The organism is Leucobacter fengyongliangi (assembly GCF_052386045.1).
Map to the genome: position 1 here is coordinate 2,453,452 of NZ_CM126356.1, position 26,190 is coordinate 2,479,641.

Consider the following 26,190-nt stretch of genomic DNA (forward strand, 5'->3'; position numbering starts at 1 on the left):
ACTGCCGACCTATAACAAGAAACGATTGGCTGCTTCACGCCATCGGTTGGGACCCGAGTTCCAGTTGAGCGTATGGCCTGCATCGAAAGCTTCGAGTGTTACGACGTCGGGGCGTCGATCGCGTAGTGCCTCCGAGTTACTGATGGGAGCCGAGTCATCGATTACGCCGTGCAGAATCAGCGTGGGCACGGTGAGTTCTTCTGCCCGCCGCGCCCAATCGAGTTCCCGAAGCTGGATAGCGTTCGGCAGACCCATCATGCGTGCGAGCGGGCCAAGCGTCAACCACGGAATCGCAAGATGGCCTGCTGCTGGGGGCAAACCGCTTCGCGCACAATTCGCTTTGATCACCTCGACCCAGTCGAGCACCGGCGAGTCAAGCACGAGACCGGCGACTAGCTGCGCGTAGTCCGACCTGTGCGCGAGCTGTAGTGCGATCTCGGCGCCCATCGACCAGCCAAACAGTACGATCCGTTCAGCTCCACGACGAACCGCATAACTGATCGCTGCTTCGACATCGTCTACTTCGGTTGCTCCAAGTGTTGAGCGACCGCTCCCGATTTTCGGGCCTTCTCCGTCGTTACGGTAGCTCACAACGAGTGACGTGTACCCCAGATCTGTGGCAACTTGCACACCGCGGAGCGTGCCTGCGCGGGGGCTACCAAGACCATGAATATGGATTGCCCATGTTGAAGAACTGCCGTCGATTCGCCATGCGGGCGCGTCACCGGACGGCGTGCTGATCCTAATTTCGCGAGCGTCTAACCCAGCATCTGCTGGAGAAGCGAAGTAGATGCCACTCCACGAGATACGGTCACCTACTTGCACCTTGAGGTTGTCGGAAGTTTCGGTGGCTACGCGGGCGATTCGGTTTGGACCGCGATCCTCTACGTCGCTACCGAGCTGAACCCAACCACCTCGTTCAAACCAGAGACTGTAGAGACCTTTGGCGGCGGTGTCTGGCGTGCGGTCGAGCACGATCCTGAGCGCACCGTCGTCGTCTTCAACGCCGCGAACAACGAGGTTAAACGTTCGCGGGCCGATTGGAGCGGTGAGCTTGCGAGCGATCACCCATCCGAAAGCTACTGTGCCCGCACAGAGCAGCGCAGTGCCACCCCAGAGACACGCACCAATTACTCGCCTGGCCCTCACGACGACTCCGCTTTGGTCTCAACGTCGTCGGGCTTGCGCCGGTCTATTTTCGGAGCCTTCACTCCCAGCAAATGGGACTCAGCTCGTTCGAGCAATGTGCGGTCGGCATCGTCGATGGCGAAGGTCACCCGTGGGTCGATCATGGCGTCACGTATCTCGACAATGTTGCGATGCAGTCGCGCTTCGGATTCTTCGAGAATTCCCGGAGTGGGGTGGCTCCCGCTGAGACCAGGCCTGAGGCTGGTTGCATCACGCCAGATCGGGCCGAGCTGGGCGACGAGCACGTCGGTCTGCACATCACGCAGGCGCTGCCGGAGCGAGCGCATCGCAGGCTGCGCAATGAAGCCCGCACAAAGAAACAGGAACGTCGCGATCATGAGCGGCCCGTATGCGGGATCAACCGCATACATGACACTCAGTGCGCCGGTGACGTGTGCGACGTCCATGATAATCACGTTGACACACAGTGCAATACCGCAACCAGCTCCGACCGCCAGCAGCATCGCGGGCACTCGAAGCACGCCTGAAGCGAGTCGAAACTGCCGCACGGCCAGCACGAGCATGGCGGCGACAACAATGCCGCAGTACGCGAAGACGGTAATCGAGTAGATCGCAGCAGCAGGATGAGCGCCAAGATCACGCATGAACTCTGTGGTCGTCTCGCCGCGGTCGATGAAGAAGAACAGTACGGCGACGCAGGTAAGTGCAACGACGAGCGCCGGGAGCCCGACGGCGATCTTGACCGGTTGGGGCCGGTAGTCTCCTGCCTTCATCACGCCCCGGCCCAGAAAGAAGAGCCCCGTCATGAGCAAAGCATCACTCGCAACGGTGACGAGGTTCGTTCCACTCAGTGCGGGATCGATCGCGAGGTAGATGTCGTCGATATTGAGCGTCATCGCAAGCGCGATGGCAACCGCAGCGTAAGTAATACTGCGGTCGGCACGCCCTCGCCGCAGAATGAGCAGGCTTGCGACCAGCGTCCACATGACGCCTGCGACAAGCATTTGGATCAACCGAATATCTCCGTGTAGCTCGTCTCCGCAAACGCCGACCCGCGGATGCCCGCGGCCAGGCGATCAGCCAAGCTTTCAGCGGCGATCTCGTCTTCTGATTCCACGTCCTTCCGCGCCAGTACACGGGAGCGTAGAGAAGCAGGAATGTCGGGGAACAGTCTGTTGTGTACGACATCGTTGAGCGAGCAGCCTTCGCCATCACAGTGACCAAGAATGATGTGCGCGAATTCGTGCAGCACGAACTGCTGGCTATGAAGGGCCGAGTCTGTACGGGCGTGGAGGATCAAGTCTTGTTCCTCGCCGTAGAACAGCAACGCGCAAAGCCCGTCGTTTTCGCCTAGCTCCGCGAGTTCAGTGACCCGGATCTCTCGCCCTCGTTGCCGCTGCACAGCATCGGTGAGTGCGGCGAACGTGAAGTTTTCGCCCAGCTGCAAGCTCGCGACTGCGGTCGTTACGGTCTGTTCGATATTCACGGTGTGCTCACTATCTGCTTGAGAGCATCCTCGGCGTCAACCTTGTGAGCGACACCAGTGTTGCTCGCTTACTGTGTCATCTCTTGATCCAAGAATTGGGTGATCGCCCGAAGCGTTTCCGGCGAAAGGTCACCAAGCGTACGCGTCGCAAACGATTTCACTTTTGCTGCCCGCATCGAGCGCACGAGATCAATCTGGGCCTTCACCTTCTCCGGCGTTGAGGCATCACTATCGCCGGTGATGAAGCCAACGTCGACGTCGAAGAACTCGGCGAGCCCTGCAAACACCTCAGCGTCATCGACTTTTCGGTGCCCGTTAATCATGTAAGTCCAGCGGGATCGCGACAGGTTCGTACCGCGCTCTCTCAAGAATGCGGCGATCTCCGAGAACGACGGTTCAGCACCGGTCTCGGCAGCTTTGACGTCGAGCAGCAGACGCAGACGTTTCTCAAGAAGCTCGGCCGCGGCCTTGTTCTGATCTTCGGTCTGTTGCATAGTGCCCTTCCCTTCGGGATGGGTTTGGCGATGGTCAAACGTCACCTCTTGAGGTGATTACGCATGATCAATGTACCCCTTGGGCATGCTCAAATCAAGGGTTGCGCATGCTCAAATGTGATGTTAGACAGTAGATCACATGATTTTGGGCATGCTCAACGACGGGTGTTGAGCGTGCACCCGTCCTTGCGCCGAGGAGGTGCACCATGCGCTCCACCCATGCCCAAAGCCGGTTACTCTGTCGCCGATCCGGACACCCACGCGCACCTCTCAGATGTACTGCCGCACGAGTTCGCCGCGCGGCACGTCAGAGAGGAGATCCAGTGATGACCACGATCGAGGATCGCCAAGCCGCCAGAGACGCAAAGCTCGATGAGCTGCACGGAAAGCTCGCGGGGGCCGTCGAAGAAATCGTATCTGGTGACGATTGGAAGCGGGCCTTGACGTTCGTGGCCAACTTTCGAAGCCGTTCTTTCAACAACACACTACTGATCTGGGTGCAGCATCAGGCGGCCCACGAGCAGGGCCTTGTGCCTGATCCGATGCCAACCTACGTCGCCGGATACAAGCAATGGCAAGATCTCGGCCGCCAAGTGCAGAAGGGGCAACCCGGGTATCAGATCCTCGCGCCCGTCACCGGCCGCTTCGCTTCTGCCACGCCAGCAAATGCAGATTCATGGAGGCGACTAAAGAAGTTCGAGAAACCTCGGCCAGGTGAGGCGGTGCGATCAAAGATGATCGGCGTTCGCCCGGCCTACGTGTGGGATGCCTCTCAGACCGCAGGCGATCCACTTCCTGAGCTACCCGCCCCGACTTTGCTTGAGGGCGAAGCACCCGCCGGGCTGTGGGAAGGGCTTGCGAAACAGGTTGAGACCGCAGGGTTCGCGTTGGGCGATGCACCAGATACATCATCAATTCACGGGGCAAATGGCGTCACGAACTACACCGATAAGACCGTGCTCGTGCGCGCCGACATGGATGCGGCGGCACGGGTGAAGACCCTCGCACATGAGTTGGGACACGTGCTTATGCACGATCCCGAGAATGCCGACGTCCGACTGCACCGTGGCATCGGAGAAGTCGAAGCAGAATCGGTCGCGCTAATGATCGGCGCAGCGCACGGCATGGACACCTCGGGGTACACAATCCCCTACGTCGCCTCTTGGTCGGCACACGTCGATGGGAAGGAACCCGTCGACGTGATCAAATCCACCGGCGAGAGAGTACGTGCCACCGCCATCAGGATTCTCGATCAGCTCGACACCCCCATGACCGGCAACGGTACCCCTCCGGGTATCGAGCGGGAATCGACGCATCGCAACGTCGCGGCAGCTCAGCGTGCGAGCGCTTCACACACGCCTTCGGCTACAGCTTCCCCAAAACAGGTGGCGCTGGCAGACGTGCGGGGAATGCGATGAGTTCATCGAAAGCGTTCACTACGGCGCTCGATCACGTTGGTCGCGGGATGCCGCTCGAACAGGGCGCACTCGCATTTGCCGACTCCGGCTTCCCCGTGTTCCCCTGTGCCGCGGGTGGGAAGCGCCCCGTCGTTGCGGGCGGATTTCATTCGGCCCGCAACGATCCTGAGCTGATTCGTCGCTGGTGGACTGCGATTCCGTCCGCAAATATCGGGATGCCGACCGGTACAACCTCTGGGCTCGTTGTCGTCGATGTAGACGTGCACGGTTCTGTCAACGGCTACGACGCCCTCGATGGCGCCTGGCGCGCGGGACTGCTGAGCGGCTGGGAGGCTGCGGTCAGAACTCCATCCGGTGGGCTACATATCTATTTCCCCGCAGACCCGAATATCGAACAACGCTCGTGGCAATCTGCGCGGGCGGGAATCGATTTTCGCGGTGATGGCGGATACGTCATCGTCCCTCCCTCGCTACGCGTGCTTGACGGGCAATCATGGCAATACGAGACACTCCGGTTGGCTCGTGAACCAGGTCGTGCGCTCGCTTCGCAGCAACTCCGTGACTATCTCGATCCCCCGCAACGTAACGAGGCGCATCAAAGTGGGCGATCAGCACAACAGCCTGTCGATGTGCAGCGCCTCGCAGATTGGGTTGCGCGGCGCCAAGAAGGCGAACGCAACCATGGACTCTTCTGGGCCGCGTGCAAAATGGCTGAACAGCGAGTGCCGACAGTCGAAGCGCTCGAAGCACTGAGTCCCGCCGCTGAGCGGGCAGGCCTCAGCCACCGCGAAACGACGACGACCGTGCGGTCAGCTTACCGAGCGGTGCTGGGCACCCCTCCGCAGCAATCGACACGAGTCAGCGCATCAACTTCACACGACCGACCGCCGCCTTCATCAACCTTTCGGGCGCTGTCATGAGTGACTTCAACGGCCGACGGTGGGCAGTATCGACGGCTGTGGCAGGCACCATATTCATTGCTGTGGGAGCCTTCTGGCTGTCGTTCACCTCGCTCGCAGACCTTGCCGCACGGTCTGGAATTGGTGATGGCCAAGCATGGGCATGGCCACTGATTGTCGACGGAGTCATCGTCGTCTCGACCGTCGCCGCCGTCGCGCTGGCAGGAGCCCGCGCCGCCTGGTACCCCTGGACATTACTCGCTGGTACGGCAGCCGTATCGGTCACGGCGAATTCAATCCATGCTGTAGTCGCCGCGGATGCCGATGTGCCGCGCCTCCTTGCCGCTGCGGTCGCCGCAGTTCCGCCCGTGGTCTTGCTGGCGATCACGCATCTCACCGTGCTCCTGATCCGGACTCCCGCGACCACTGAAAAAGCCGAAAGCACTGAGACGCCAGCCATTCAGACCTCACCCCAAGACTCTGCGATAACGTTGCGCGATGCCGGTTGGTCGAACAAGGCCATCGCACGCGAACTGAATGTGCACCCTTCCACTGTGGGGCGCTGGTTCGCCAACATCCCGCTCAATGTTGAGGGCCTTAAGCCGTCCCCCGCAACAACTTCCGAGGAGGAGCCAAAATGAACGAGATAGAAAGGGATGCTCTGACTGCCAGCACCGATCGCCATCTGGCCGACGATCCTCTCTTGCCAGAAGCTGTCGAGGCCACGAGCGTTCAGCGTCGACGCCCCCGTGCTGGAATCGACCCTTCAGCGTACCGAGGCCGAGGAGTCGAATGGGTGCGTCCGACTGACCTGATTGCACGCGGGAGTTCGCGCCTCGCCGGGGCGGGGATCAGCTTCCAAACCGAACTCCGGCGCCGCACGTTTGAAGTGACTGCGGCGAGCGCCCGCGGCATCTCAGACCGAGCCCGGCACCTCCCACCGTTATCCGCGTTCGGCCATGGCAATTCCCGACATGGTGCTGAACGAGGCGCGATCGGGACGCGCTGATCGTTGGTCATGACCTCCCATGGGCACTTCACGGATACCTAGGAACCCGCTGGGGAGCGGGCGCGCACCTGCTTACCAGGAGGTTCCCACACCATGACCAAGACAAACCGCCCGGCGCCGCAACCACGCGAGGACTACACGACAAGCGAAGGGCTTCGCGCCCTACTGCATCGACTGCACAGCGCGGGCCCACATGCATGGAAGCACGACCGCGTCGCCGCTGAACTCGCCGCGTTTGCCGCAGAAAAGTACGCGGCATTGGCTCGCAAGCATGGCCTCGATCCGTGGGAGGCAGCGTCAGCAGCTTTCGACGTCATGAGGACGCGATCCGCTCGTGAGGCGATTGATCCTTGGGCCGTAGTCACCCGCGGTGTTCAAGTCACCTGCATCGCCGAAGAGCGAGGACAGGGATTGCTCTGCGCGACTCATCAAGCACGTCGACCCCATATTTCTGCGTTCCATGACCCAGAGCGCTTTGCTGACCGTGAGAACCCACTGGCCGATTATCACCCGGCATTCCACGTGGTGGATCGGCATTCCCTGACTGAAGACGATGACCCCGGCGTTACGCGCGATGTTGACACTGCTCGCCGTGCGATCGACGGTTCGATCACGCTGTTTACAACGTTGGGCTGGCCCGAAAGTATCGCCCGTACGGCGATCGAACATGTGTGTAGTGCGGTGGCACGTGCCGGATCTCGACAGAGTGCGTACGAACTGCTGCGTCGTGACAAGCACGCCCGGGCACTGCTCGATTTGCCCGCCGACTCTTGGTCGGCGCTATTGCAGGTGTTGCTCGGGCACCCCCATCCCGCGTATCGCGCGACGAGCACCGGACGAGGCATCCTTCTCCGTATCCTCGTCGGTGAAGCGCTCGCAACGCTCCTCAGCGACGATGACCTTGTCACGGCTATCGCGATGTCGGTCCCCACCCACGGGAGCAACCAGTGAGTCGGGACGGCGGACACATCGAGCTGGACCGCGCTGTCGACTCGATCCGCGTTGGGCGACGTCACCGCACTGGACTCGGCGACCTCGACTCGCTCGCAGCCTCGATTGAGCGTGATGGTTTACTCCAACCGATCACGGTCACACCCGACGGGATCTTGGTATGCGGTGCGCGACGATTGGCTGCGATCAAGCAGCTCAGCTGGCAGCACGTCAAGGTTTGGGTGCGTTCAGGTATCTCAGGAGATCTCGCGCACCTGCTTGCTGAACAAGATGACAACATGCTGCACAAGCCGCTCACCCAGCTGGAAGGTGCAGCGCTCTATCGGGAGATCAAGGCGCTGATGGCTGAGGATGCTGCTCGTCGGCAAGAAGCGTCGCGTTTCAGCAGCGAAAATCAGCCGGGAACTGACGGTGCAGCAAATTTTGCGCCACCGTCAGAATCACCGGGACAATCTCGCGCCCAGGCCGCTGCGATGATCCCCGACGGTGCTTCACACACCACGCTCGAGAAGATCAACTACCTGCAGCAGATCGCTGAGGACCAGGATCAACCAGAGACAGTTCGTGTGGGAGTTGCCGCCGAGCTCGAACTCATCGGTTCAGGCGGACCGGTACACCCGAGTTATCTGCGGGCCCGCCAGCTTGTCGCGGAGGCAGACTCCGATGCATCTGAGGAAGATGTCGCGAAGCTGGCGGAAGAAGCTCTGGCGCGTCTCAAGAGCACGCCGCGCACTAAGCGCCGCTCTTCGCCGAGTCCGCAGACGAATCGTGCGGACGACGACGAGCCGTGGCCAGTTCGCGCGTTCGTTGTTACCTGGACTGAGCTCGATGGGTGGTGGCGTCACTTTGATGTCGACGACCTCGCTCTCAAACTGAGTGCTGCTGAAGTCGAGTTGTTCTTGCGGGCAGTGGATGCAACCTCAGACTTCGCGGAGCGACTCCGAACAGCGTTCGATACCAACGTTGATGCCGCTGAGCAGCCAATGGAGATAAGGAACCTCCGAGCGATCTAATGCGTGGCCGAGGCTGCGCACCTTCCAGGCATGAAGCTTCTGACCGCTCCTCGTTCCCGCCGCACCGTTGTCACCCTCATCGCCACCGCAGTTGCCGTGCTCCTCATCACCGGCGTTGGCGTCTACGGACTCATCGCCGGATCCCGTGGGCACGGTGAGTCAACCGGCCCGGTCTCACCAACTACTGAACATGCTCCTGGCCCCTCGAACGCCCCTGATGGACCGACACCTCGGATTCCGGCAATCCCCCACAGCACCGATGCCGAGACCTTCGCACGCAGCCTCGCTACGGCGCTGTTTACTTGGGACACCGGTAGTGGATTCCTTCCGCTGGACTACACCGAAATCATCCTCGACGTTGCTGACCCGAGCGGTGCCGAGCAGCCCGGCCTCGCAGCCGATCTTGCAAGCTACTTACCCACGCACGATGCCTGGATGCAACTGCGTCAGTACGCAACAAAGCAACACTTGAAGATCACTTCCGTGTACGTGCCGGATGCCTGGGCTGACGCCCTCGCGCAAGCTCAACGAGACCAGCTCCCCGACGGTGCCACCGCGTTCACGATCGAGGGGATCCGCCATCGCTCTGGTGACTGGAACGGTGACCCGGTCAGTGCCGACAAACAGGTCGCTTTCACGGTTTTCATCGCTTGCCCGCCCAAAAGAACCTGCCATGTCTTGCGGCTTTCACAGCTGAATAATCCGCTGCGGTAGGAGGCCCGGCTCATGATGAAGAAACTCGCGATCGCAGTCGTCGCTCTCATGTTCCTCGCACCGACGCTGGGGCTCGTCACCGTCGGCCTCGTAATGAATCCGGCGGTGATTGCGTGTCTTTCTTCGTCAAGTCTCACGCTCGGCAAGGTGCCGGACTCTCTCGTGGCGACAACTGCTAATGGGGAGACGTTCACGCTCAACAAGCAGCAACTGACGCATGCGGCGACGATCATCACCGTAGGTTCACGGATCGAGGGCGTCACCCGCGATGGCGTACAGATCGCGATCATGGCTGCTCTCACCGAGTCGACGCTGCGACAGCTCGCGAACACCGGAACCTACCCAGAATCCGGGAGCTACCCGAACGACGGAAATGGATCCGACCACGACTCGCTCGGCCTCTTTCAGATGCGGCCGCAATCGGGTTGGGGATCTGTGGCTGAGCTGATGGATCCTGAGTACCAAGTTGCCGCGTTCTTCGGCGGGCCATCGGGCCCCAACTATCCATCTCCCCGCGGCCTGCTCGACATTCCAGGCTGGCAGAGCATGGGGAAGGGCGAGGCTGCGCAGGCGGTTGAGGTGTCGGCGTACCCGGATCGATACAACGATTACGAGCCCGTCGCCGAGAAGATCCTTGCCACGCTCACGAGTGGCACTTCGACTTCGTCAACGACGGCTTCGCCAACGACATCGCCGTCACCACCTGACGCAGTAACGAAATCCTCCCGTGTCGTATTTCCACTGCCGGAAGGGTCCTGGGTTCACACCGGCGACTTCGGACCGCGCATCGATCCCATAACCGGCGAGAGCGCCTTCCATACCGGCACCGATCTTGCCGCGGCCGACGGGACACCCATTCTCGCCGCAGCGGATGGAGTGGTGACCGTCGCAGAGTTCTCCGGCGGTTGGGGAGGGCTGATCGTCATCGAGCACCACATCGACGGCACTACCGTCGCCACCGCGTACGCGCACATGTGGCGAAACGGCATCCACGTAACCGTCGGAGACCGTGCCATCGCTGGTCAGCACATCGGTGATGTCGGCTCATCGGGGCATTCAACCGGTCCGCATCTGCACTTCGAAGTCCGCCCGGGTGGCACGTATGCGGAGGCGATCGATGCCGCGAAGTGGCTCAACGACCACGACGCCGCTGATCTTCCAGAGGCCACGGCTGGTGCTGGATGTTCTGCGATGACAGGAGGCACGTCATGAATGTATTTCCAGACTTCGGCAGCATGAGCGGCATCGGTGATCTCAAGGTCGTCATCGGAGCGATGCTCACGATCATCCTTGTTGTCGCCGTCCTCATGATCATCGTCAGCGCAATCATCTGGGCAATCTCGACCTCCAGCGGCAACCCCGCGGTCGCGGCAAAGGCACGCGCGGGGGTCTTCGTAGCTCTGGGCGCCGCGATCCTCGCAGGCGGCGGTGTGACCTGGCTGAACTGGCTCATTCATCTGGGCAAGCAGTTGTAGCTCTCTGCCGCATCGTGACGAACGGGAACGGGCTGCACACCTGGCTCTCGACCATGTTTCGTCTGCCGCCGTCGGCGGTGTTCACGCTAAGGAGCCACCGTGTTTGAACTCATCACGACCATCGCCGCAGTCTTGCCGATGGACATCGACATCACACCGAATGACTCCGGCCTGCCGGGGATCGCGCAATTGCGCACCATTGTCGGTGCCGTCATGACTGTCGGGCTCATCCTTTCCGTGCTCGCGCTGATCATCTCCGCGATCGTGTGGGGGTTCGGATCAAACTCGTCGAATCCCCACCTCGCAGGTCGCGGCAAGCTCGGAGTACTCATCTCCTGTGGTGCGGCAGTCATCTGCGGCGCATCCGTGACCCTGATCAATTTCTTCTGGAACGTCGGACAGCAGGTCTGAGGCTCACCACCCACCAGTTCAGAGAGGCCTGCGATGAGTGTCTGCGATATCCCCGTCATATCCAACGTCTGCGATGCCGTCGGTGAAGGCGCCGCCACCTTGGTGTCGGCCCCTTTTGACTGGCTCGCCTCCACGATGGGTCAAGCCGCGGGCTGGCTCATCGAAGCCATGTGGACTGTCTTTGACAGCACGACCCTCGTGGACGTCCAGTCCGAGGGATACCTCGACGTCTACAACCTGCTCTTTGGCATCGGTGTATTCATCGTCTTGCTGTTCTTCTGTTTCCAACTCGTCCTCGGCCTCATCAGACGCGAGCCCGCCGCGCTCTCACGCGCAGCACTCGGCGCAGCCAAAGCCGTTCTCGGCTCCTTCGTCGTCATCACGTTGACGGCAACTGCTCTGGAGATTGTGGATCAGTTGTGCATCGGTGTCATCCAGGCGGCAGGAGAAACCACCGAAACTATGGGCGACAAGATCGCGCTCCTCACCGCTGGGCTCACCACAATCAACATCGCGGCTCCAGGCGTCGGCGCGATCGTTACGATCTTCCTCGCCGGGCTGATGATCTGTGCGGTCGCGATAGTCTGGTTCTCACTCCTGATCCGTAAAGCATTGTTGCTCGTTGCGATCGTGCTCGCACCCATCGCATTCGCTGGAGCGGCCTGGGATGTCACCCGCGGATGGATCGGTAAATGGGCCGCGTTCGTTGTCGCGCTCATCATCTCCAAACTCGTCCTTGTCGTCGTGTTCCTCATTGCAATCACTCAGATTTCATCCCCGATTGAGGCTGATCTGTCGGCTGTGACTGAGCCGATCTCGGGCATCGTGCTGTTGTTCATCGCTGCATTCGCTCCGTACATGGTCTACCGGTTCATCTCGTTCCTCGGCTTCGATCTTTACCACGCGATGGGAAGCGAACAAGAAGCAAAGAGCGCCGTGAACCGGCCCGTGCCCGTGCCGTCGAAACCGCAGAGCGACGGAGTCAAGAAGGTGCTCGATGGTGGCCCCGGGGGCAGTGCGACGCCGAACGCCACTCCCGCAGCAACAAGTGCGCCCAGCACCTCTGCTTCAGCTGGAGCGTCATCCAGCGGATCAACTGCCGGTGCGGGTGCAGGATCCGGCGCGGGTGCCAGTGGTGCTGCCGCGGCGGCCGGCCCCGCGGCGGCGGTCATTATTGGCGCGGAGGTCATCAAAGGTGCCGCGGCTGCCGGACCTCAGCTCGGCGGCGCTGTTGCTGGGACGGCCGAATCAGCCACCGCTGGTGCGGATGGCTCGGGCGCGGCTTCCGCCGCACCTCGTTCAACGCCTCAGCCTCCCACTCCTCGAGCCGATCCCGCACCGCCCAGCACCCAGCCTCCGCAGCCGCGCCCGATAGGAAAGGTATAGCCCACCATGTCGAAGGACTATGACGATCAACGATCCGGTGATCTCGTTCCGGTGAAATTCTCCCGGCTGACGCGACGGGGCATCCTGCTTGGTCTGTCGCTCTCGCAGCTTGTCGCTCTCGGGCTTGGCGTCGGATCACTGGTGTGGGCGTTCTATGCCGGAGGCGGCATACTCATCGCATTCTCGGCACCCGCGTGGCTCTCCGCAGCGGCCGCGGTGTGGATCCGGATCTCTGGACGCGCGATCGTCGAATGGATTCCCATCATCTTCTGGAGGATCTGGAAGACCACCGGCGGCCAGCTGCTCTACCGTCGGCGCGTTGTGAAGCCACGGCCTGCGGGTTCGCTCGCGCTGCCTGGTGACATGGCGCGGTTGCGTGAGTACGAGGACCCGATCACCGGCGCCGGGATGGTTCATGATCCAACTGCCAGCACCCTTACCGCTGTCGTTTCCGTCACACACCCTGCGTTCGTGCTCCTTGATCCCGGCGAACAGGAACGGCGCGTCAGCTCGTGGGGTCGAGTGCTCGCGACCGTGTGCCGGTCCGGTCGACTCTCAATGCTGCAAATACTTGAGCGCACATTGCCGGACTCCGGTACCGGGCTCGCCGAATGGTGGGCATCACACGGGAACGCAGATGGTTCTTGGGCATCAACAACGTACGCCGAACTGATTGAGCGCGCCGGGCCTGCTGGAGAGCGTCACGCGACGACGCTCTCTCTGTCGCTTGATATGCACGCCGCAGCACGGCAGATCCGCACTGCCGGTGGCGGCATTCGCGGAGCTGCGGCTGTTCTTCGCCAAGAGATGTCCACGCTGATCGCTGCACTGCGATCAGCTGACCTCGCACCATCGTCGTGGTTGACATGTGGCGAGATCGCCGTGATCCTCCGTTCCGCATATGACCCCGCGATCGCAGCAACACTCGAACGCCACGGTGAACTCGGCCAGTCGCTTGCCACCGCGGGGCCCGTCGCTGTGAACGAGTCGTGGTCAAGGCTGCGCACAGACTCGGCCTTCCACGCAGTGTTGTGGATCTCGGAATGGCCCCGCTCGATGGTCTACCCCGGGTTCTTAGCACCGGTGCTCTTGTCGAGCGGGATCCAGCGGTCCTTCTCGCTGCTTTGCACCCCGATGCGCTCTGACAAGGCGGCGCGCGACATCCGCAAGAAGAAGACGGAGTACATCTCAGACGCGGCCCAGCGCCAGCGCATCGGTCAAATCGAGGATGCCTCGCAGACCGCCGAGTTTCAGGACGTTCTCCAGCAGGAGGCGGACCTCACAGCCGGGCACGGCATCTTGCGCTACACCGGGCTCATCTCAGTCTCAGCACGCACTGCCGACGAACTCGACGCCGCCGTCGCTGCGATCGAGCAGGCTGCCATTCAGGCGTCGTGTGAGACTCGCCTCCTCGTCGGCCAGCAGGCTCAGGCATTCACCGCCGCTGCGCTACCGCTATGCCGCGTGGTGTGATGGCACCGCACGCGAAGGAATTTTCACCGGCGTTCGCTGGCTGTGCAGTCAGGCGTTTTCGGTCTGTTCACCATTGTGCTCAGTGGACTCGTCTTGAGCTACAACAAGCTCGTCCTGGGGTGAATCGGCAACAACTTCTAAATCGGTCACCGTAGTGTCTTCGTTACGGTGGCCGGGCTTCGTCAATTCCAAACTTGCCAGATGCTTCTGAAGTCGCTTCGACATTGGAAGGAACGTGGCGAGGGTGAGGCCGCCCGAGAGAACGGCACCCACGATCGGGATGGCCTTAGCAACGCCACTCGCAAACAGCTTCTTTGTCATGCTGACGCCGATGTATCCCGCGACTTTCTTGACCACGGGATAGATGAGGCCCTTGGTGAGCGCCTGTTGAGGCAGCTTTTTAGCTACATTCGCGGCAATCATTCCGGCGACTTTTGCCACTCCTCCCTGAGCAATCTGGACACCGAACATGACACCAACGAAAAGGGTCAGAACACTCTCTGTCGCCTCATCGATTTCCTCACCCTCGGCAAAGAGATCAGGCCAGCTGTACAGGTACGCAAGCTTTTGTGCAATACGCAGCATATGGCCCATGTACTGAACAAGATCGGCTGGCACAGTGCCAATCATTGCGAGACCACCAGGTATCCCTGCAACTGTGGATAGCCCGGTCACCTTTGAAGTCTCGTACTTGATTGACGTGTTCGCGGCCTGTGTGACAATCGAAAGCGGTATCCCTGCGGCAGCTGGACTCTCGTTAACGGCAAGCTCGATTTGTTCGGCAGTGCAGTACCGCTTCAGTGAGGCACGCAGATACGCCGCTCGATTGATCCGAACACCGGGCAACTTTGCAGCCGCGTCCAGCACCTGGGTGAATTTGGTCCCCGGATTCTCAATTACTTTGGTGTCCGTCATGGGACCAATCGTACTGATGAGCACCGACATCGAGAGGAATAAGGCGTGCACTTCACCTGGCAACTGCATGCCCAGGTTGTGCAGCACCGCTTACGGCGGCAATCGGTTAGAGTCCGGCCGCAACCAGGTCCTGAAGCAGGGCGGAACATTTACGTACACGATCCTCGCTGTCGATAGCCTCTCCGGTGTGGCTATTCTGCTCAACACGCAAGAATGATTCGACTGCGCCGTGTCGCTCACACACCTGTTGCCAGAGTGCAGCAGCACGTTCGTCAAGAGGAGCGCTCAGCTCGAATCCTTCATTGATGCATCGAATCCCACCCTCGCTTTTGGTAAGTCGGAGCCACCTTGGTTCTGTTTCGTAGCCTCGGAACCACGGGTCGCGGACAGCGTCGCCGACGCCACTCTGGTTCCAGACTGCCAGTAGGAAGGGGTCGCGGTAGTACGCCGACCCGGTGAGACTGTCGGTCCTGAGCATGCACATCGAGTAGTTCCAAGTGCCGTTCGCCCGGAGGTGTTCACCGAAGTAGATGCCCGTCCTTCCCTCGCGCATCTCGTCATATGCGGCAAGGTAGTAGCGCCAGTCGAACCGTTGCGCTTCGCGGCATTGTGTCAAGAACTCGGTGATGATCGATAAGAGAGTTTCAGACGTACTCGCGGCGCCGCCCGCCACCGCATCAAGCACCCGGTTCAGCGCTAAACGGAGCGCGGCGCTTTTCTCACGTCCTCTTCGTGTGAACACGTCACGCCAACGGCTCTCTTGCTCGCTGGAACCGAATTGGTAGCCACGCTGTCCGAGCGGGAGCCCGTAGTTCGTTTCATTGGCGAGGAGCACAGCGGTCAGTTGCGGCCAAAGCTCCTTCGGAGTGATCCTCTCGAACGCCTCGACGCGTGACGCGAGTCTGTCGGGTTCCAGGTCGAAAGCAAAAACTCTGCCTCGTAATAGCGGATGATCTTCAAGTCGATGAAGCACGGCGACTTGGTCCGGATGTGCGACAAGATACTTTCGCTTTTCAATCTCGTCCATTACGCGGTCTTGATTGAAACCACGAAGGTCCTCGAGTTCACCAGTGCGGATAAGACGTTCAGTGCTCTGGAGCAGATCGGGCATGCGCTCCTCTCGGACCTCATCGTCTGCCCGGTCGGTCAGATTGCGCAGGACTCTGAGCCGCGCCTGGATTTCTGTGGTGTCGAATTGCCGATGGATCAGGGTCGCGAATAAGAAAAGGGTCTCGGATAGCGTGAACAGACGCGCGCGACCACGTTTCTGCCCGTAGCGGCGGCAGCAATCCTGGAAGAGGTTCGGATTCGCTGAATCGAAAAGCAGAACCTGGTCCCCAACCGATGCTCCAGTATCCGACGCGCTCGCCAGATGAACTCCGAAAACTTCACCAATATCGACCGGACGCCTCGACGTGGGTTCGACCCATGTGTCGAAGGCATGGAAAAGAAATGCCACGTTGGTCTCGTCGCCTGCGGCGAAGGCGCGTTCCGCGCGGTCAAGCAGTCGACCCTGTGACGGCACTCCTTGCCGCCACTCGCAGACCTCGATAATGAACTCGAGGTATCTGAGGAACTCATCGTCAACGATGTAGTCACCGTCGTGGTAAGGCCAAAGCACATCAGCCCAAGCGCCATCGATCTTATGGACAAGCTCCCTGAACCGATCCGGCGCCAGAGCATTCGCGAGGATCTTCTCGAACCGGGCCTTGAAGTTCTCGAACTCGGTCAGGGGCTTCCCGCGTGAGTTCATCTTGATGTAGAGCTCTTCACCAGACGGCATGTCATCAATCGGAAGAAAATGGAAGGAAATCGGCGGGCTAACGGTGTCGACAAGTCGATCCCAAACGAAGGAGAGGACGACATGCTCTCCACTCAGTCGTTCGTGAATGGCATCAAGCATCACAAGCATTGACTGAACCGTTGGATCGTGGCGCCAACTAAACAGGTACCACGGCTGGTCGGTGATCCAGCTTGACGGCCTGACGAAGCTATCGGTGAGCGGGTGCTTAGGGCTGACCAGCTGTCGGCAGAAATGCTCCGCTGTTTGACGGGTCGCGTAGGAGAATCTCAGCCAGGTACTCGCCTCTTCAAGTCGCCCAAGCCGCGCAGCGACATACCAGTGGATCAGGAAGAGCGTTGTGAGTCGTTGTTGCCCGTCGAGGGGACGGAGAACGTGCGTTTCGCGGCTGATTTCACCGTAGACGAAGTCGAGGTCGACCGGGTCTCCTCCAGTGACTGCTCCGACCAGCACGTCAAGGAAGTCCCGCCGAATCACTTCGACATCGGCGCCCTGGCGTCCTTGCGCATAGTCGCGCTGGATGAGCGGGATCTCGACAAGGTTCACCGTGGGCATGCCGTCATGTCGAGGTTGAAACATTCCGACAAAAGAAGTCTTGTAGCCCTTCATACGAGCTCCTCATCGGGTAGGAGATAGGGCGTGAGCGCCGTTTGGATCGCGGCCAAGTAGGACACTCGGTCCGCAACACTCCAGTAGTGAACCTGTTGCGCGTCGGCAACTGTGTAGTACTTCAAAAACACGTTCCGCGTGCAAGCTGGGATGTATGAACCGGCGCGATCCCGTCGCAGAATTTCTTGACGCTTGACTTCGAAAACCGAGTTGCTCAAAGCGCTGTTGTCTCCGCTGGCAAGCAACGCAAGATTTGAGATCGAGTGGATACTCTCATCGGCATCCGATGACGTGAGTGCCGACTCCACTTTCGCCTTCACAGAGTCGAAACGGGGACCAATCCCGTGCGAACGTTCGTCCTCGATTGCTTCTAACACTTCATCGATCTCAGCAATCAGTCTGGACTGCGTATTCGTGCCGAGATCAGGAACGCTGAGGAGTGCATGACGATGCAGCCGCAACCATTCAGCCCAGATCTTCTCGTCCCGTTTGAGCGGTTGAGTGTTCTGGGCGTGAATATGCTCCAGAGACCATGCTCCCCGCGCATGTGCTCGGAACGAGTACCGTTCGGATGATTCCGCACGGGTCCGCACGGTCTCGACATTCATGAGTAGAAGCGCTTCCTCGCACTTCCTACCTTTCGATTCATAGTCGAGCTCGGTCAGTTGCTCTGCCGTGAGGCTGAGCCGATCCCGAATCCTGCTGTCGAGTGCATAGTGGAGTGCGCTCTGTGTCAGCCCAGCTGTGGAGTCGAGGAGTGCCGCAAATGATTCACCGACCGCGACGAGGTAGCCAATCTTGTGGAAGATGTCGCGATCTTCATACCAACCCACGATAAGCGAGTGGAGCCTGACAACGTCATCCCAGAATGCTTGCGGGTCGCTCTCTATCTTCGGCCGAAGAGTCTCGAAGGTGTGGTACCTGGGCCGATGCCGCCCCTCGGTGTTACCTCCGATCCGGTCAGCGAGGGTGTCAAGAATGAGCCCGATGTGCGTGGCTTCGTCTTCATGCCTAGCTGTAATGAAGGACCAGACCTCAGGCGTACGCAATTCTCGTTCGAAGCCATCCCACTGGGCGGCAATCTGCTCACTCTTATCGGCGACACCAGGCATGCGCCGACTGCTGGAAAGGACGAGCGCCTTCACTAGCTCTGAATCTGTGAGTGGGATGCGTCCGACGTTGAGTCGAGTAAATAGCGAGACCGAATCGAATTCAGGCTCATCAGGAGCCTCATACCAAATGACTTTTACGCTCTCGAAGAGGTAGCCGTAGAGCTTGTTCGCAGCCCACTGTTGTCTGTGATCGTGTGCTTCAAACCACGCACGGATGTGTTCATAGGCGACATAGATGTGATGAAAGTCGATGTTGTGCTCACGCTCATCAGCATTTGGAGCCTGAAGGAACGCCTGACTCCCCTCACGCGTCTCGTACTCCATCGTGTATCCAGCACCCGCACTTTGCAGTCCGTGTGTCTGCATGAAATTGAAAATTAGATACAAGGTCGTAAGTCGTTGCTGGCCGTCGATGAGCTCTAAGCGGCCATCCGGCATCGCCTTCACGACAATGGGCTGAAGATAGTATGGTTTCCCTTCGCTGGCCCAAATATCTGAGAGAAGTCGATCTACTTCATCCGCACCCCAGCGATAGCCACGCTGGTATGCAGGGACGTAGAACGCACCAGTGATGTCACCCACGGTCTTGGGTTCCAGGAGCGCATCCATCGATCCCCTTTCGCTGTCCAGTTCGTCGTAACTGGTTGTTCTCTCGATCGGCCCCAGTCTACTGAGCCGGTGCGCTCTCACGCCGAGACTGTAGCCGTGCCGGGCAGGATAGAGGCGATGTATCGCCCGATACGAATCTGCGATGTCGCCGATGCTGTGGCTGCGTGTAGCGAGTCTCCAGCGAGATGCGAATCGAGGTCCACGTCCTTCTGTGAAGTATCGGGCGCGTAGTGCATGAGCAGTACGTCACGCTTCGCTCTAGAGCGAAGCTGCTCGATCTCTTCAGGCGCGAGATGCGAGGCAGAGCCGCCGAGAACGAGAACAGTGTCGTACCTGCTTCCACACAGAACGCGTCGCCGCTCAGCCTCCGCGTAGGTCATAGGATGAACGCCCGCGAGGACGGGATGCTTCATAACGAGGGCGTTAAGCATCGCGTTGGACGGGTCGATGCCGACGTAGCGCACCGGCTCCACGAGCCCCAGGTCGAGCGGGAGTCCGGTTCCGCACCCTACATCGAGCGTGCGCCACAACTTCTCGCCGAACGTTGCGTGGACGAGACTCGCGGTTGCCTGTTTTTCACTCTCGGTCATCCCGTGAGCTCGATCCCATCTGGTGGCCAAGCCATCGTAACCGGACGTTATTTCAGAGGTAGTTCGAGGCATGTTCTGGATGCCGTAGACGTGCTCCACGCGGCCACGGTTGATGAGTGTCACGGTGTCGTCGTCGATGGTGCTGCCCTGCATGTCCCAGTGCTTCCACCCCATGGGTGTCACCAAGTAGATGCGAGTGTCCTTGTAGAACTTCATCGGCTCGCCATATGTCCGGATGACATGGGCTGCCCGAGCAACGTCATCATCGCTCAGCCCAGGGGTCTTGCCTGCTACGACGTACTCATGCGGCGCCCCAGCCGCATACGTCGTGGCAAACTGCCAATCGAGTTCGGCTTCAAGGTTTAGCCACCAGCTCAGGTCGGTTTTCGTGATCACGGTCATCTCCTCGTCTCACACGGCCCTCGAAGTCCGTGCTCACCAAGTATCGACGCGACCACTGACATTTCGTATCGGACTGCGGTCAGAGTGATTGGGGTTCAGCCGAGATCCGTCCGACCTCCACTTGAGAATCTCCGAGCGCACCTTTCCAATGTTCAAGTTCTTACTTCGATTGTTGGGAGGTCACCATGCCCACGTTCTATGATCCCGGCGCTGATGCCGGTGAAGCATCCGAGGCATTGCGCGGGCTCGCGCACGCCACACGCTCGTTCGAGAATCCGCAGGATCTGTACGGGGTGCTCGGCGACCTGCTGTCAGGCGTGCGATCACTCAAACAGGTACTCGATCAGCTCGCTACCGCGCATGCCGAGAATCGTCCTCGCGCGCTTGATGACCACGGCGACCAAGCCATCGGTTCGAAGGACGCTCTTGTGGCCGCCGACGAACTCCACCAGGCCGCAACTCTGATCGACCAGGCAGAAGAGCGACTCGACGCAGCGGCAGCGGCTACGAGCCGCGTTGCTTGGCGCGACGATCCAGCCGCAAACGTACCCCAGGCTGCTCGATGGATCAGTGTCGTCTTCCTGCAAGGCCCAGAGGCAGATGAAGTTCTCGACATGATCGACAGAGACGGCGCTGTTGCCGGGCTCGACCATCTGAAATCCTGGGACTTCGGTGACGAAACCACAAGCGCAGCAATGGAGAACGGATACGTTTACGACGTTCCACCGAGCGGCCCACTTGAGCGTGAGGTACGAGATGGCGACTACCATCTCGCTTACAGCCACAGCTTCGAGCACGTCGCCCTGTACCGACTCCATGGTGTTGCACCTGCTGACCGGCTACCCGATGACAAACGGACCCTTGGTGCCCCGTCGGCATCGAGACCGACGCGTGAGCAACAGCAAACGTCATGGTTCGAGCCCGCCAGCATCACGGCGATCAAGCAGCAAAGGGGCCTCGGACTATGAGCCACGATGATGCCGAACGCCTGCACACGTCGGTCCTCGTCGCTCCAGCATCTGAAAAGCGACGCGTGCGTAAGCAGCGCAGTCAGGCTGCCGCGATTTTGCGCGCTGAGCAGAAGAAGACGGAGCATCAGGCGGCTCGCACAAAGTACGCCGCCGAATTGGCAGAGCGCCGGGCGACCACGTACCTCCCGGCAGCTGGAGAGCCAGGACCTGCCCAGCTGCGTTCGCCCGGAAAACTTCGCCTGCCGCGGCATCAAGACACTTCGGCGACCCTCGCTGGTGCCTATCCATTCCTGGCCGAAGGCGGCCTCGGGCCTGACGGTGTTTTCGTTGGTCAGGATCTGTACTCCGGCGGATCCTTCGTCTACGACCCGTGGGTGCTCTACGCGCGCGGCCTGATCACTGCCCCGAACCTCGTGCTCGCAGGAATCGTCGGCTCCGGCAAGTCCAGCTTGGCAAAGAGCCTCTATACCCGGTCACTCCCGTTCGGCCGTCGCGTCTACGTTCCTGGCGACCCGAAGGGTGAGCACACCGCGGTAGCCGAAGCCGTAGGCGGCAAAGCAATCGTGCTCGGACATGGACTCGCTGCCCGGTTGAATCCTCTCGACGAGGGCTATCGGCCTGCAGGAATGAGTGAGGAGAGCTGGGCATCCACCGTCTCAGCACGACGGCGCGATCTCATCGGCGCACTCGCGGAGACAGTTCTGACGCGACCGCTCACTCCGCTGGAACACACGTCGATCGATACCGCGCTGACTGAGGTCGTGCGCAGCAACGATGTTCCGATCCTTCCCATGATCGTCGATCACATCCTTGCCCCGACATCTGAGGCGGATCTCGATGGGCGTCTCGCCGAGGACGGACGTCTCGTGGGGCATGCGCTGCGGCGGTTGGTCTCTGGCGACCTCGCTGGGCTCTTCGACGGCCCGTCGACAGTAACGTTCGATCCGACACTGCCGATGATTTCGCTTGACCTGTCACGGGTGACGGAGAACTCGACGCTGATGTCGGTGCTCATGACGTGCTCGTCGGCCTGGATGGAGTCGGCGCTGCTCGACCCGAACGGCGGCCAGCGCTGGTGTATCTATGACGAAGCATGGCGTCTCATGTCTCATCCGGCGTTGCTGCGACGCATGGATGCTCACTGGCGGCTGGCGAGGCACTACGGAATCGCGAACATGCTCATTTTCCATAAGCTGACCGATCTGGAGAACGTCGGAGATCAAGGATCCGCAATGCGAGCTCTAGCCAATAGCCTGCTCGCGAACGCCGAAACGCGGATCATCTACCGCCAGGAGTCCGACCAGCTCGGAGCCACGGCGAAAGCACTTGGACTCACCGGCACCGAGCAGAAGCTCCTGCCCGGGCTCGGTGTGGGCCAAGGACTTTGGCGCATCAAGGACCGTTCCTTCGTATGCCAGCACCAACTGCATCCCGGGGAACTGGAACTCTTCGATACCACCACCAGGATGACTGGCAAAAGCTAGAAGTCCACGTGAGTTAACGGTACTGGCAGGAGATTTAACCCTCACCATCTTCTCGGGCGGTTGTGGGTTGACGTTCGTGGAACTCCTACCGCCACCCTATTGCTACAGAGCTTCTTGCCGTCCGACTCGGAGCGTCAGGAAGCGTGGGATGAGGCGGACGAAGATCACCATAACGATCAGTTCGACCAGTGTCTGGGTGACCACGACAAGCGGGGCGAGTGCGAACGCTGCGGGCAGCGCGAGCACGAGCGGGAGCACGACGAGCGAGTTGCGCGTCGCGCCACTGAATACGACCGCGCGCTGACCAGGAATGTCGAGTCTCGCAACTTTTCCAGCGACTGCGCCGATCGGCACCATGATCGCGGCGAAGAGGACGTAGACGGGGATCGCGAGCAGCAGCGAGTCGAGTTGGGCACTCACGCCGCCGATCTGGGAGGCGACGACGATCGCGAGCGTGAGCATCATCAGCGGCACCATCGCCCCCAGCACCACTGTTTCTAGCGCCCTGCCCCACCGGGTGCGCGCAGCCGCGAGCTGGGTGAGCACAGCCGCGGCCAGGGGCAGGACGATGAGCAGCAGGAACGCTTCGAGAAAAGGGGCGAGATCGACGGCAGCGACGAACTCAGCTCCGACGAAGACCCAGAGATAGAGCGGGAGTAGCAGCATCTGGGCGAGCATGAGCAGCGGAGCTGCGGCGAGGAGACGATCTTTTGCGCCGCCCGCGATCCCGGTGAATACAATCACATAGTCCACGCACGGCGTCAGCAACACGAACAACACCCCGACTAGCAGCACCTGGTCGTGTGCGACGATACGCGACAGGCTCCACACCACCACTGGCGCGAAGATGAAGTTCACGACAAGCACGGTGGTGAGAAATCGCCAGTCTCGGAACGCCTGCCCGATCTGTCGGAACGGCACCCCGAGGAACGTCGCATACAGCAGGAGTCCAAGCACGGGGTTGATCGCGGCCTCGGCCGGATACGCGACCACAGGGAGCAGGAGCCCGACGAGAAGTCCAACAAGGAGGGCCACCAAGTAGAGCCGCACCTGGAATCGCTCCATCCACTCGACCCCGGCTCTCATGGCTCTCATTCTCCTCTATGTCAGTTACAGGTGATTCTGGAGTGCTCGCTCGATTTGTGTTCGGGTGGGCGTTCCGGCAAGGCCGTGTTCAGTGAAATAAACCCGGCAGGCGAGCGAAGTGGTCTGTCCGTCGGATGGGAACAGGTCTTCACCGTCGACGACGATAGTTGGTGAGCCAGCGAACGCAGTAATCGCTGCTTCGGTTGGCGTGCGGATAAGGACGAACTCAACAGCCACATCCGCCAGGCCTGCACCGTCGAGTGCTTGTCTGGCCCGTGCCCCGGCCTCCTCCCAGCTGGGGCATTCTTCGATATGTAATACCTGAACCTTCATGCGTCCACTCTTTCGTTCTTCATTTTGGGTGTGGTATTTACATCGTGATTCTGCTCTGACGTGATCGGGTATAGGCGCGGTTGTCGGGTGCGGGCAGCGCGTAACCCGTTGGCAATGACAAACACTTCGGCGACCTCGTGCACCAGGACGACAGCGGCAAGACCGAGTACACCGGTGATCGCCAATGGCAACAGCACGACGATGATCGCCAAAGATAGAACGATGTTCTGGTTAATGATGTTTCGCCCGCGACGCGCATGAAGCAGCGCTTGTGGGATGAGACGAAGATCATGACCAGTGAACGCAATGTCGGCAGACTCTATGGCTGCATCCGACCCGGTTGCGCCCATTGCGATGCCGACGGTGGCCGAGGCCAGCGCGGGGGCATCATTGATGCCGTCACCAATCATGCCTGTCGGCTGCTGCCTCACCAAGTCGGTGATTTCACGGGCTTTATCTTCGGGGCGTAGTTCCGCGCGCACGTCAGTGATCCCAGCGAGCTTCGCGAGAACGTTCGCAGTGCGGGAGTTGTCGCCCGTGAGCATCATCACCTCCACCCCCTGCTCACGGAGTGCTGTGATAGCTTCGGCGGCTTCAGGTCGGAGTTCGTCGCGGACACCAATTGCGCCGACAATCTGACCATCACGGGTGACCATGACGCAGGTCTGTCCATCTGATTCCATCGTCGCGACCTGGTCTGCGAAGTCTCCCGTCGGAGTGATCCAGCGCGGACTACCCACGGTGATTTCGTGGCCATCGATACGGCCTGTGACGCCGTGACCAGGCTGCTCGATCACCTCAGTTGCAGCGAGCGTATGTGGGGCTGCTGCGGTGATGGCTGCTGCGAGTGGGTGTGTGCTGTGCAGTTCGATGGCTGCCGCCCAGGCGAGCACCTGTTCGCGGGAAACACCGGCGGTGGCCTCGACCGAGGTAACGGCAGGCTGATTACGCGTGAGGGTGCCGGTCTTATCAACGGCGAGACCGCGTAACGTGCCGAGACGTTCGAACGCAGCCCCGCTCTTGATGATCACCCCAAAGCGGCTGGCGGCCCCAATAGCGGAAACCACGGTTACCGGCACGGCGATTGCAAGCGCACACGGGGAGGCCGCGACAAGCACGACCAAAGCGCGAATAATCCAGGTTTCCGGGTCTCCGAGCAGCGAACCAATCGTCCCGACGAGCACCGCGAGGATGATCACCCCGGGCACCAGTGGGCGCGCGATACGGTCGGCAAGGCGGGCACGTTGGCCTCGATCCTGTTGCGCCTGTTCGACAAGATCAACGAGGGTGGTCAGCGAGTTGTCGGTGCCATCCGCGGTGGCGGTGACTTCCAATGACCCGGATGTGTTGATAGACCCCGCCGCGACCCGATCACCGAGGGCAACCTCGACGGGGATGGACTCCCCGGTGATCGCCGAGGTATCCAGCCTGCTCGCTCCTTGTGCGACAGTGCCGTCGGTGGCGATGCGTTCACCGGGCCGCACCCGAAGCACGTCACCGGTCCGGATTTCGCGTGCGGGCACCTCAACCGGGGTGCCATCGCGAAGGATGGTCGCAGTTTCGGGAACGAGCTTGAGCAAGGAACGGAGGCCGGTGCGCGCCCGATCCATCGCTTTGTCTTCGAGAGCTTCGGCAATGGAGTACAGGAATGCCAGCGCCGCGGCCTCCCCGACATAACCGAGAATCACCGCCCCAACGGCACTGATCGTCATCAGTAACGCGATCCCGATCTTGCCTTTTGTGAATAGTCCTCGCACCGCACCGGGCACGAACGTGTACGCCCCCAGCAACAGTCCGACCCAGAGCAACACCAACGCCACCATTTCAGCGACTGGGTTCTCCCCCGCCGTCCACTCGAGGACGAGGCCCCCGAGGAAGAACACCCCGGAAGCCAGTGGAATCAGAATCGCTGGATCACGCCACCATGGGCGATCTGCATCCTCATGCTCCGCTCCTGAAGTGTTGGGCACCTCGCAACACGACGCGCTCACTTGGCTGCTCGCACGCCAGTAGCGTCGGAGTTGTCGGCGGTGGCGCAGCAACCGGACACAGTGCAAGTCGGATCGATGCACGGCACGTTTTCATCGACGGCGAGAGTCACATCCACCAGCGCCGTCAGCGCCGCCGCCAGGTGGGGGTCGGCAAGCTCGTAGCGGGTTTTGCGTCCCTCGGGCTCAGCGGCCACGATTCCGCACCCGCGGAGGCAGGCGAGATGGTTCGACACGTTCGTGCGTGTCAGTTCCAACTCCCGAGCCAGCTCTGCTGGGTACCCAGGCCCCGAAAGCAACGTCAACAGAATCCTCGACCTCGTCGAATCAGCCATCGCCCGACCCAATCGGTTCATCACATCAACACGAGAAGAAATAGTCAGCATGCACTGACTATACAGTTCTTGATGAC

The 26,190-nt window shown here is 60.5% G+C and carries 24 protein-coding genes and 1 pseudogene; 13 read left to right on the forward strand and 12 right to left on the reverse strand.

Features of this window, described 5'->3' with window-relative positions:
* Positions 1 to 9: 9 nt before the first annotated feature.
* The 4 genes from ACTNFK_RS11580 to ACTNFK_RS11595 form a co-directional block, all read right to left on the reverse strand.
* Positions 10 to 1,068 carry an alpha/beta hydrolase family protein gene (locus ACTNFK_RS11580; protein ID WP_435936538.1) on the reverse strand — a complete coding sequence of 353 codons (1,059 nt, stop codon included), beginning with the start codon at positions 1,066 to 1,068 and terminating at the stop codon, positions 10 to 12.
* Positions 1,069 to 1,145: 77 nt separating this feature from the next.
* Positions 1,146 to 2,153, reverse strand: a complete 1,008-nt coding sequence (locus ACTNFK_RS11585; RefSeq protein WP_435936539.1) for a hypothetical protein — start codon at positions 2,151 to 2,153, stop codon at positions 1,146 to 1,148.
* A 5-nt stretch (positions 2,154 to 2,158) separates the two neighbouring features.
* A complete protein-coding gene (locus ACTNFK_RS11590; RefSeq protein WP_435936540.1) occupies positions 2,159 to 2,635 on the reverse strand; it encodes a hypothetical protein in 477 nt (158 codons plus the stop codon).
* A 68-nt stretch (positions 2,636 to 2,703) separates the two neighbouring features.
* Entirely contained in the window at positions 2,704 to 3,129 is a 426-nt protein-coding gene (locus ACTNFK_RS11595) for a hypothetical protein (protein WP_435936541.1), read from the reverse strand.
* 326 nt (positions 3,130 to 3,455) lie between these two features.
* On the opposite strand from ACTNFK_RS11595, the gene ACTNFK_RS11600 reads away from it, so the two are divergent.
* The 11 genes and pseudogenes from ACTNFK_RS11600 (at position 3,456) to ACTNFK_RS11650 (ending at position 13,878) form a co-directional block, all read left to right on the forward strand.
* Positions 3,456 to 4,547 carry an ArdC-like ssDNA-binding domain-containing protein gene (locus ACTNFK_RS11600; protein ID WP_435936542.1) on the forward strand — a complete coding sequence of 364 codons (1,092 nt, stop codon included), beginning with the start codon at positions 3,456 to 3,458 and terminating at the stop codon, positions 4,545 to 4,547.
* Complete coding sequence (locus ACTNFK_RS11605) at positions 4,544 to 5,467, forward strand: bifunctional DNA primase/polymerase (RefSeq protein ID WP_435936543.1); 924 nt, start codon at positions 4,544 to 4,546, stop codon at positions 5,465 to 5,467. Before ACTNFK_RS11600 ends, ACTNFK_RS11605 begins: the two co-directional genes overlap by 4 nt.
* The gene (locus ACTNFK_RS11610) at positions 5,464 to 6,087 is read left to right on the forward strand and encodes a DUF2637 domain-containing protein (RefSeq protein WP_435936544.1); all 624 of its coding nucleotides are present in this window, start codon (positions 5,464 to 5,466) and stop codon (positions 6,085 to 6,087) included. The genes ACTNFK_RS11605 and ACTNFK_RS11610 overlap by 4 nt, the downstream gene beginning before the upstream one ends.
* Before the next feature lie 461 nt (positions 6,088 to 6,548).
* Positions 6,549 to 7,406, forward strand: a complete 858-nt coding sequence (locus ACTNFK_RS11615; RefSeq protein ID WP_435936545.1) for a hypothetical protein — start codon at positions 6,549 to 6,551, stop codon at positions 7,404 to 7,406.
* On the forward strand, positions 7,403 to 8,419 hold the full coding sequence (locus tag ACTNFK_RS11620) for a ParB N-terminal domain-containing protein (protein WP_435936546.1): 1,017 nt from the start codon (positions 7,403 to 7,405) through the stop codon (positions 8,417 to 8,419). The genes ACTNFK_RS11615 and ACTNFK_RS11620 overlap by 4 nt, the downstream gene beginning before the upstream one ends.
* A 30-nt stretch (positions 8,420 to 8,449) precedes the next feature.
* Positions 8,450 to 9,133 (forward strand): hypothetical protein, encoded by a 684-nt coding sequence (locus tag ACTNFK_RS11625; protein WP_435936547.1) that lies wholly within the window; start codon positions 8,450 to 8,452, stop codon positions 9,131 to 9,133.
* Positions 9,134 to 9,145: 12 nt separating this feature from the next.
* Positions 9,146 to 10,339 (forward strand): annotated as a pseudogene (locus tag ACTNFK_RS11630) (M23 family metallopeptidase); the annotation flags it as partial.
* Between the two features lie 2 nt (positions 10,340 to 10,341).
* Positions 10,342 to 10,608, forward strand: coding sequence for a DUF6112 family protein (locus ACTNFK_RS11635; RefSeq protein WP_435936548.1), 267 nt, complete (start codon positions 10,342 to 10,344; stop codon positions 10,606 to 10,608).
* Positions 10,609 to 10,746: 138 nt separating this feature from the next.
* On the forward strand, positions 10,747 to 11,019 hold the full coding sequence (locus ACTNFK_RS11640; protein ID WP_245190222.1) for a DUF6112 family protein: 273 nt from the start codon (positions 10,747 to 10,749) through the stop codon (positions 11,017 to 11,019).
* Between the two features lie 33 nt (positions 11,020 to 11,052).
* A complete protein-coding gene (locus ACTNFK_RS11645) occupies positions 11,053 to 12,405 on the forward strand; it encodes a conjugal transfer protein TrbL (protein ID WP_435936549.1) in 1,353 nt (450 codons plus the stop codon).
* Between the two features lie 6 nt (positions 12,406 to 12,411).
* A complete protein-coding gene (locus ACTNFK_RS11650) occupies positions 12,412 to 13,878 on the forward strand; it encodes an SCO6880 family protein (protein WP_435936550.1) in 1,467 nt (488 codons plus the stop codon).
* Between the two features lie 48 nt (positions 13,879 to 13,926).
* On the opposite strand, the gene ACTNFK_RS11655 is transcribed toward ACTNFK_RS11650, so the two are convergent.
* The 4 genes from ACTNFK_RS11655 to ACTNFK_RS11670 form a co-directional block, all read right to left on the reverse strand.
* On the reverse strand, positions 13,927 to 14,793 hold the full coding sequence (locus ACTNFK_RS11655) for a hypothetical protein (protein WP_445117165.1): 867 nt from the start codon (positions 14,791 to 14,793) through the stop codon (positions 13,927 to 13,929).
* 106 nt (positions 14,794 to 14,899) lie between these two features.
* Positions 14,900 to 17,203, reverse strand: a complete 2,304-nt coding sequence (locus ACTNFK_RS11660; RefSeq protein WP_059059386.1) for a DUF262 domain-containing protein — start codon at positions 17,201 to 17,203, stop codon at positions 14,900 to 14,902.
* A complete protein-coding gene (locus ACTNFK_RS11665; protein WP_059059387.1) occupies positions 17,200 to 18,924 on the reverse strand; it encodes a DUF262 domain-containing protein in 1,725 nt (574 codons plus the stop codon). The genes ACTNFK_RS11660 and ACTNFK_RS11665 overlap by 4 nt, the downstream gene beginning before the upstream one ends.
* Before the next feature lie 77 nt (positions 18,925 to 19,001).
* Complete coding sequence (locus ACTNFK_RS11670) at positions 19,002 to 19,910, reverse strand: class I SAM-dependent methyltransferase (RefSeq protein ID WP_435936552.1); 909 nt, start codon at positions 19,908 to 19,910, stop codon at positions 19,002 to 19,004.
* Between the two features lie 191 nt (positions 19,911 to 20,101).
* Between ACTNFK_RS11670 and ACTNFK_RS11675 the strand changes: the two genes are divergently transcribed.
* Positions 20,102 to 20,884 carry a hypothetical protein gene (locus ACTNFK_RS11675; RefSeq protein WP_435936553.1) on the forward strand — a complete coding sequence of 261 codons (783 nt, stop codon included), beginning with the start codon at positions 20,102 to 20,104 and terminating at the stop codon, positions 20,882 to 20,884.
* Positions 20,881 to 22,371 (forward strand): putative type IV secretion/conjugal transfer ATPase, encoded by a 1,491-nt coding sequence (locus ACTNFK_RS11680; RefSeq protein WP_435936554.1) that lies wholly within the window; start codon positions 20,881 to 20,883, stop codon positions 22,369 to 22,371. Before ACTNFK_RS11675 ends, ACTNFK_RS11680 begins: the two co-directional genes overlap by 4 nt.
* Positions 22,372 to 22,473: 102 nt before the next feature.
* On the opposite strand, the gene ACTNFK_RS11685 is transcribed toward ACTNFK_RS11680, so the two are convergent.
* The 4 genes from ACTNFK_RS11685 to cmtR are packed head-to-tail and all read right to left on the reverse strand — an operon-like array spanning position 22,474 to position 26,164.
* The gene (locus tag ACTNFK_RS11685) at positions 22,474 to 23,457 is read right to left on the reverse strand and encodes an arsenic resistance protein (protein WP_435936644.1); all 984 of its coding nucleotides are present in this window, start codon (positions 23,455 to 23,457) and stop codon (positions 22,474 to 22,476) included.
* A 24-nt stretch (positions 23,458 to 23,481) separates the two neighbouring features.
* Entirely contained in the window at positions 23,482 to 23,790 is a 309-nt protein-coding gene (locus ACTNFK_RS11690; protein ID WP_158052240.1) for a hypothetical protein, read from the reverse strand.
* Complete coding sequence (locus ACTNFK_RS11695; protein WP_435936555.1) at positions 23,787 to 25,781, reverse strand: heavy metal translocating P-type ATPase; 1,995 nt, start codon at positions 25,779 to 25,781, stop codon at positions 23,787 to 23,789. The genes ACTNFK_RS11690 and ACTNFK_RS11695 overlap by 4 nt, the downstream gene beginning before the upstream one ends.
* Positions 25,778 to 26,164: a Cd(II)/Pb(II)-sensing metalloregulatory transcriptional regulator CmtR gene (gene cmtR, locus ACTNFK_RS11700; RefSeq protein WP_435936556.1), complete on the reverse strand. Its 387-nt coding sequence runs from the start codon at positions 26,162 to 26,164 to the stop codon at positions 25,778 to 25,780. The genes ACTNFK_RS11695 and cmtR overlap by 4 nt, the downstream gene beginning before the upstream one ends.
* Positions 26,165 to 26,190: the final 26 nt, after the last annotated feature.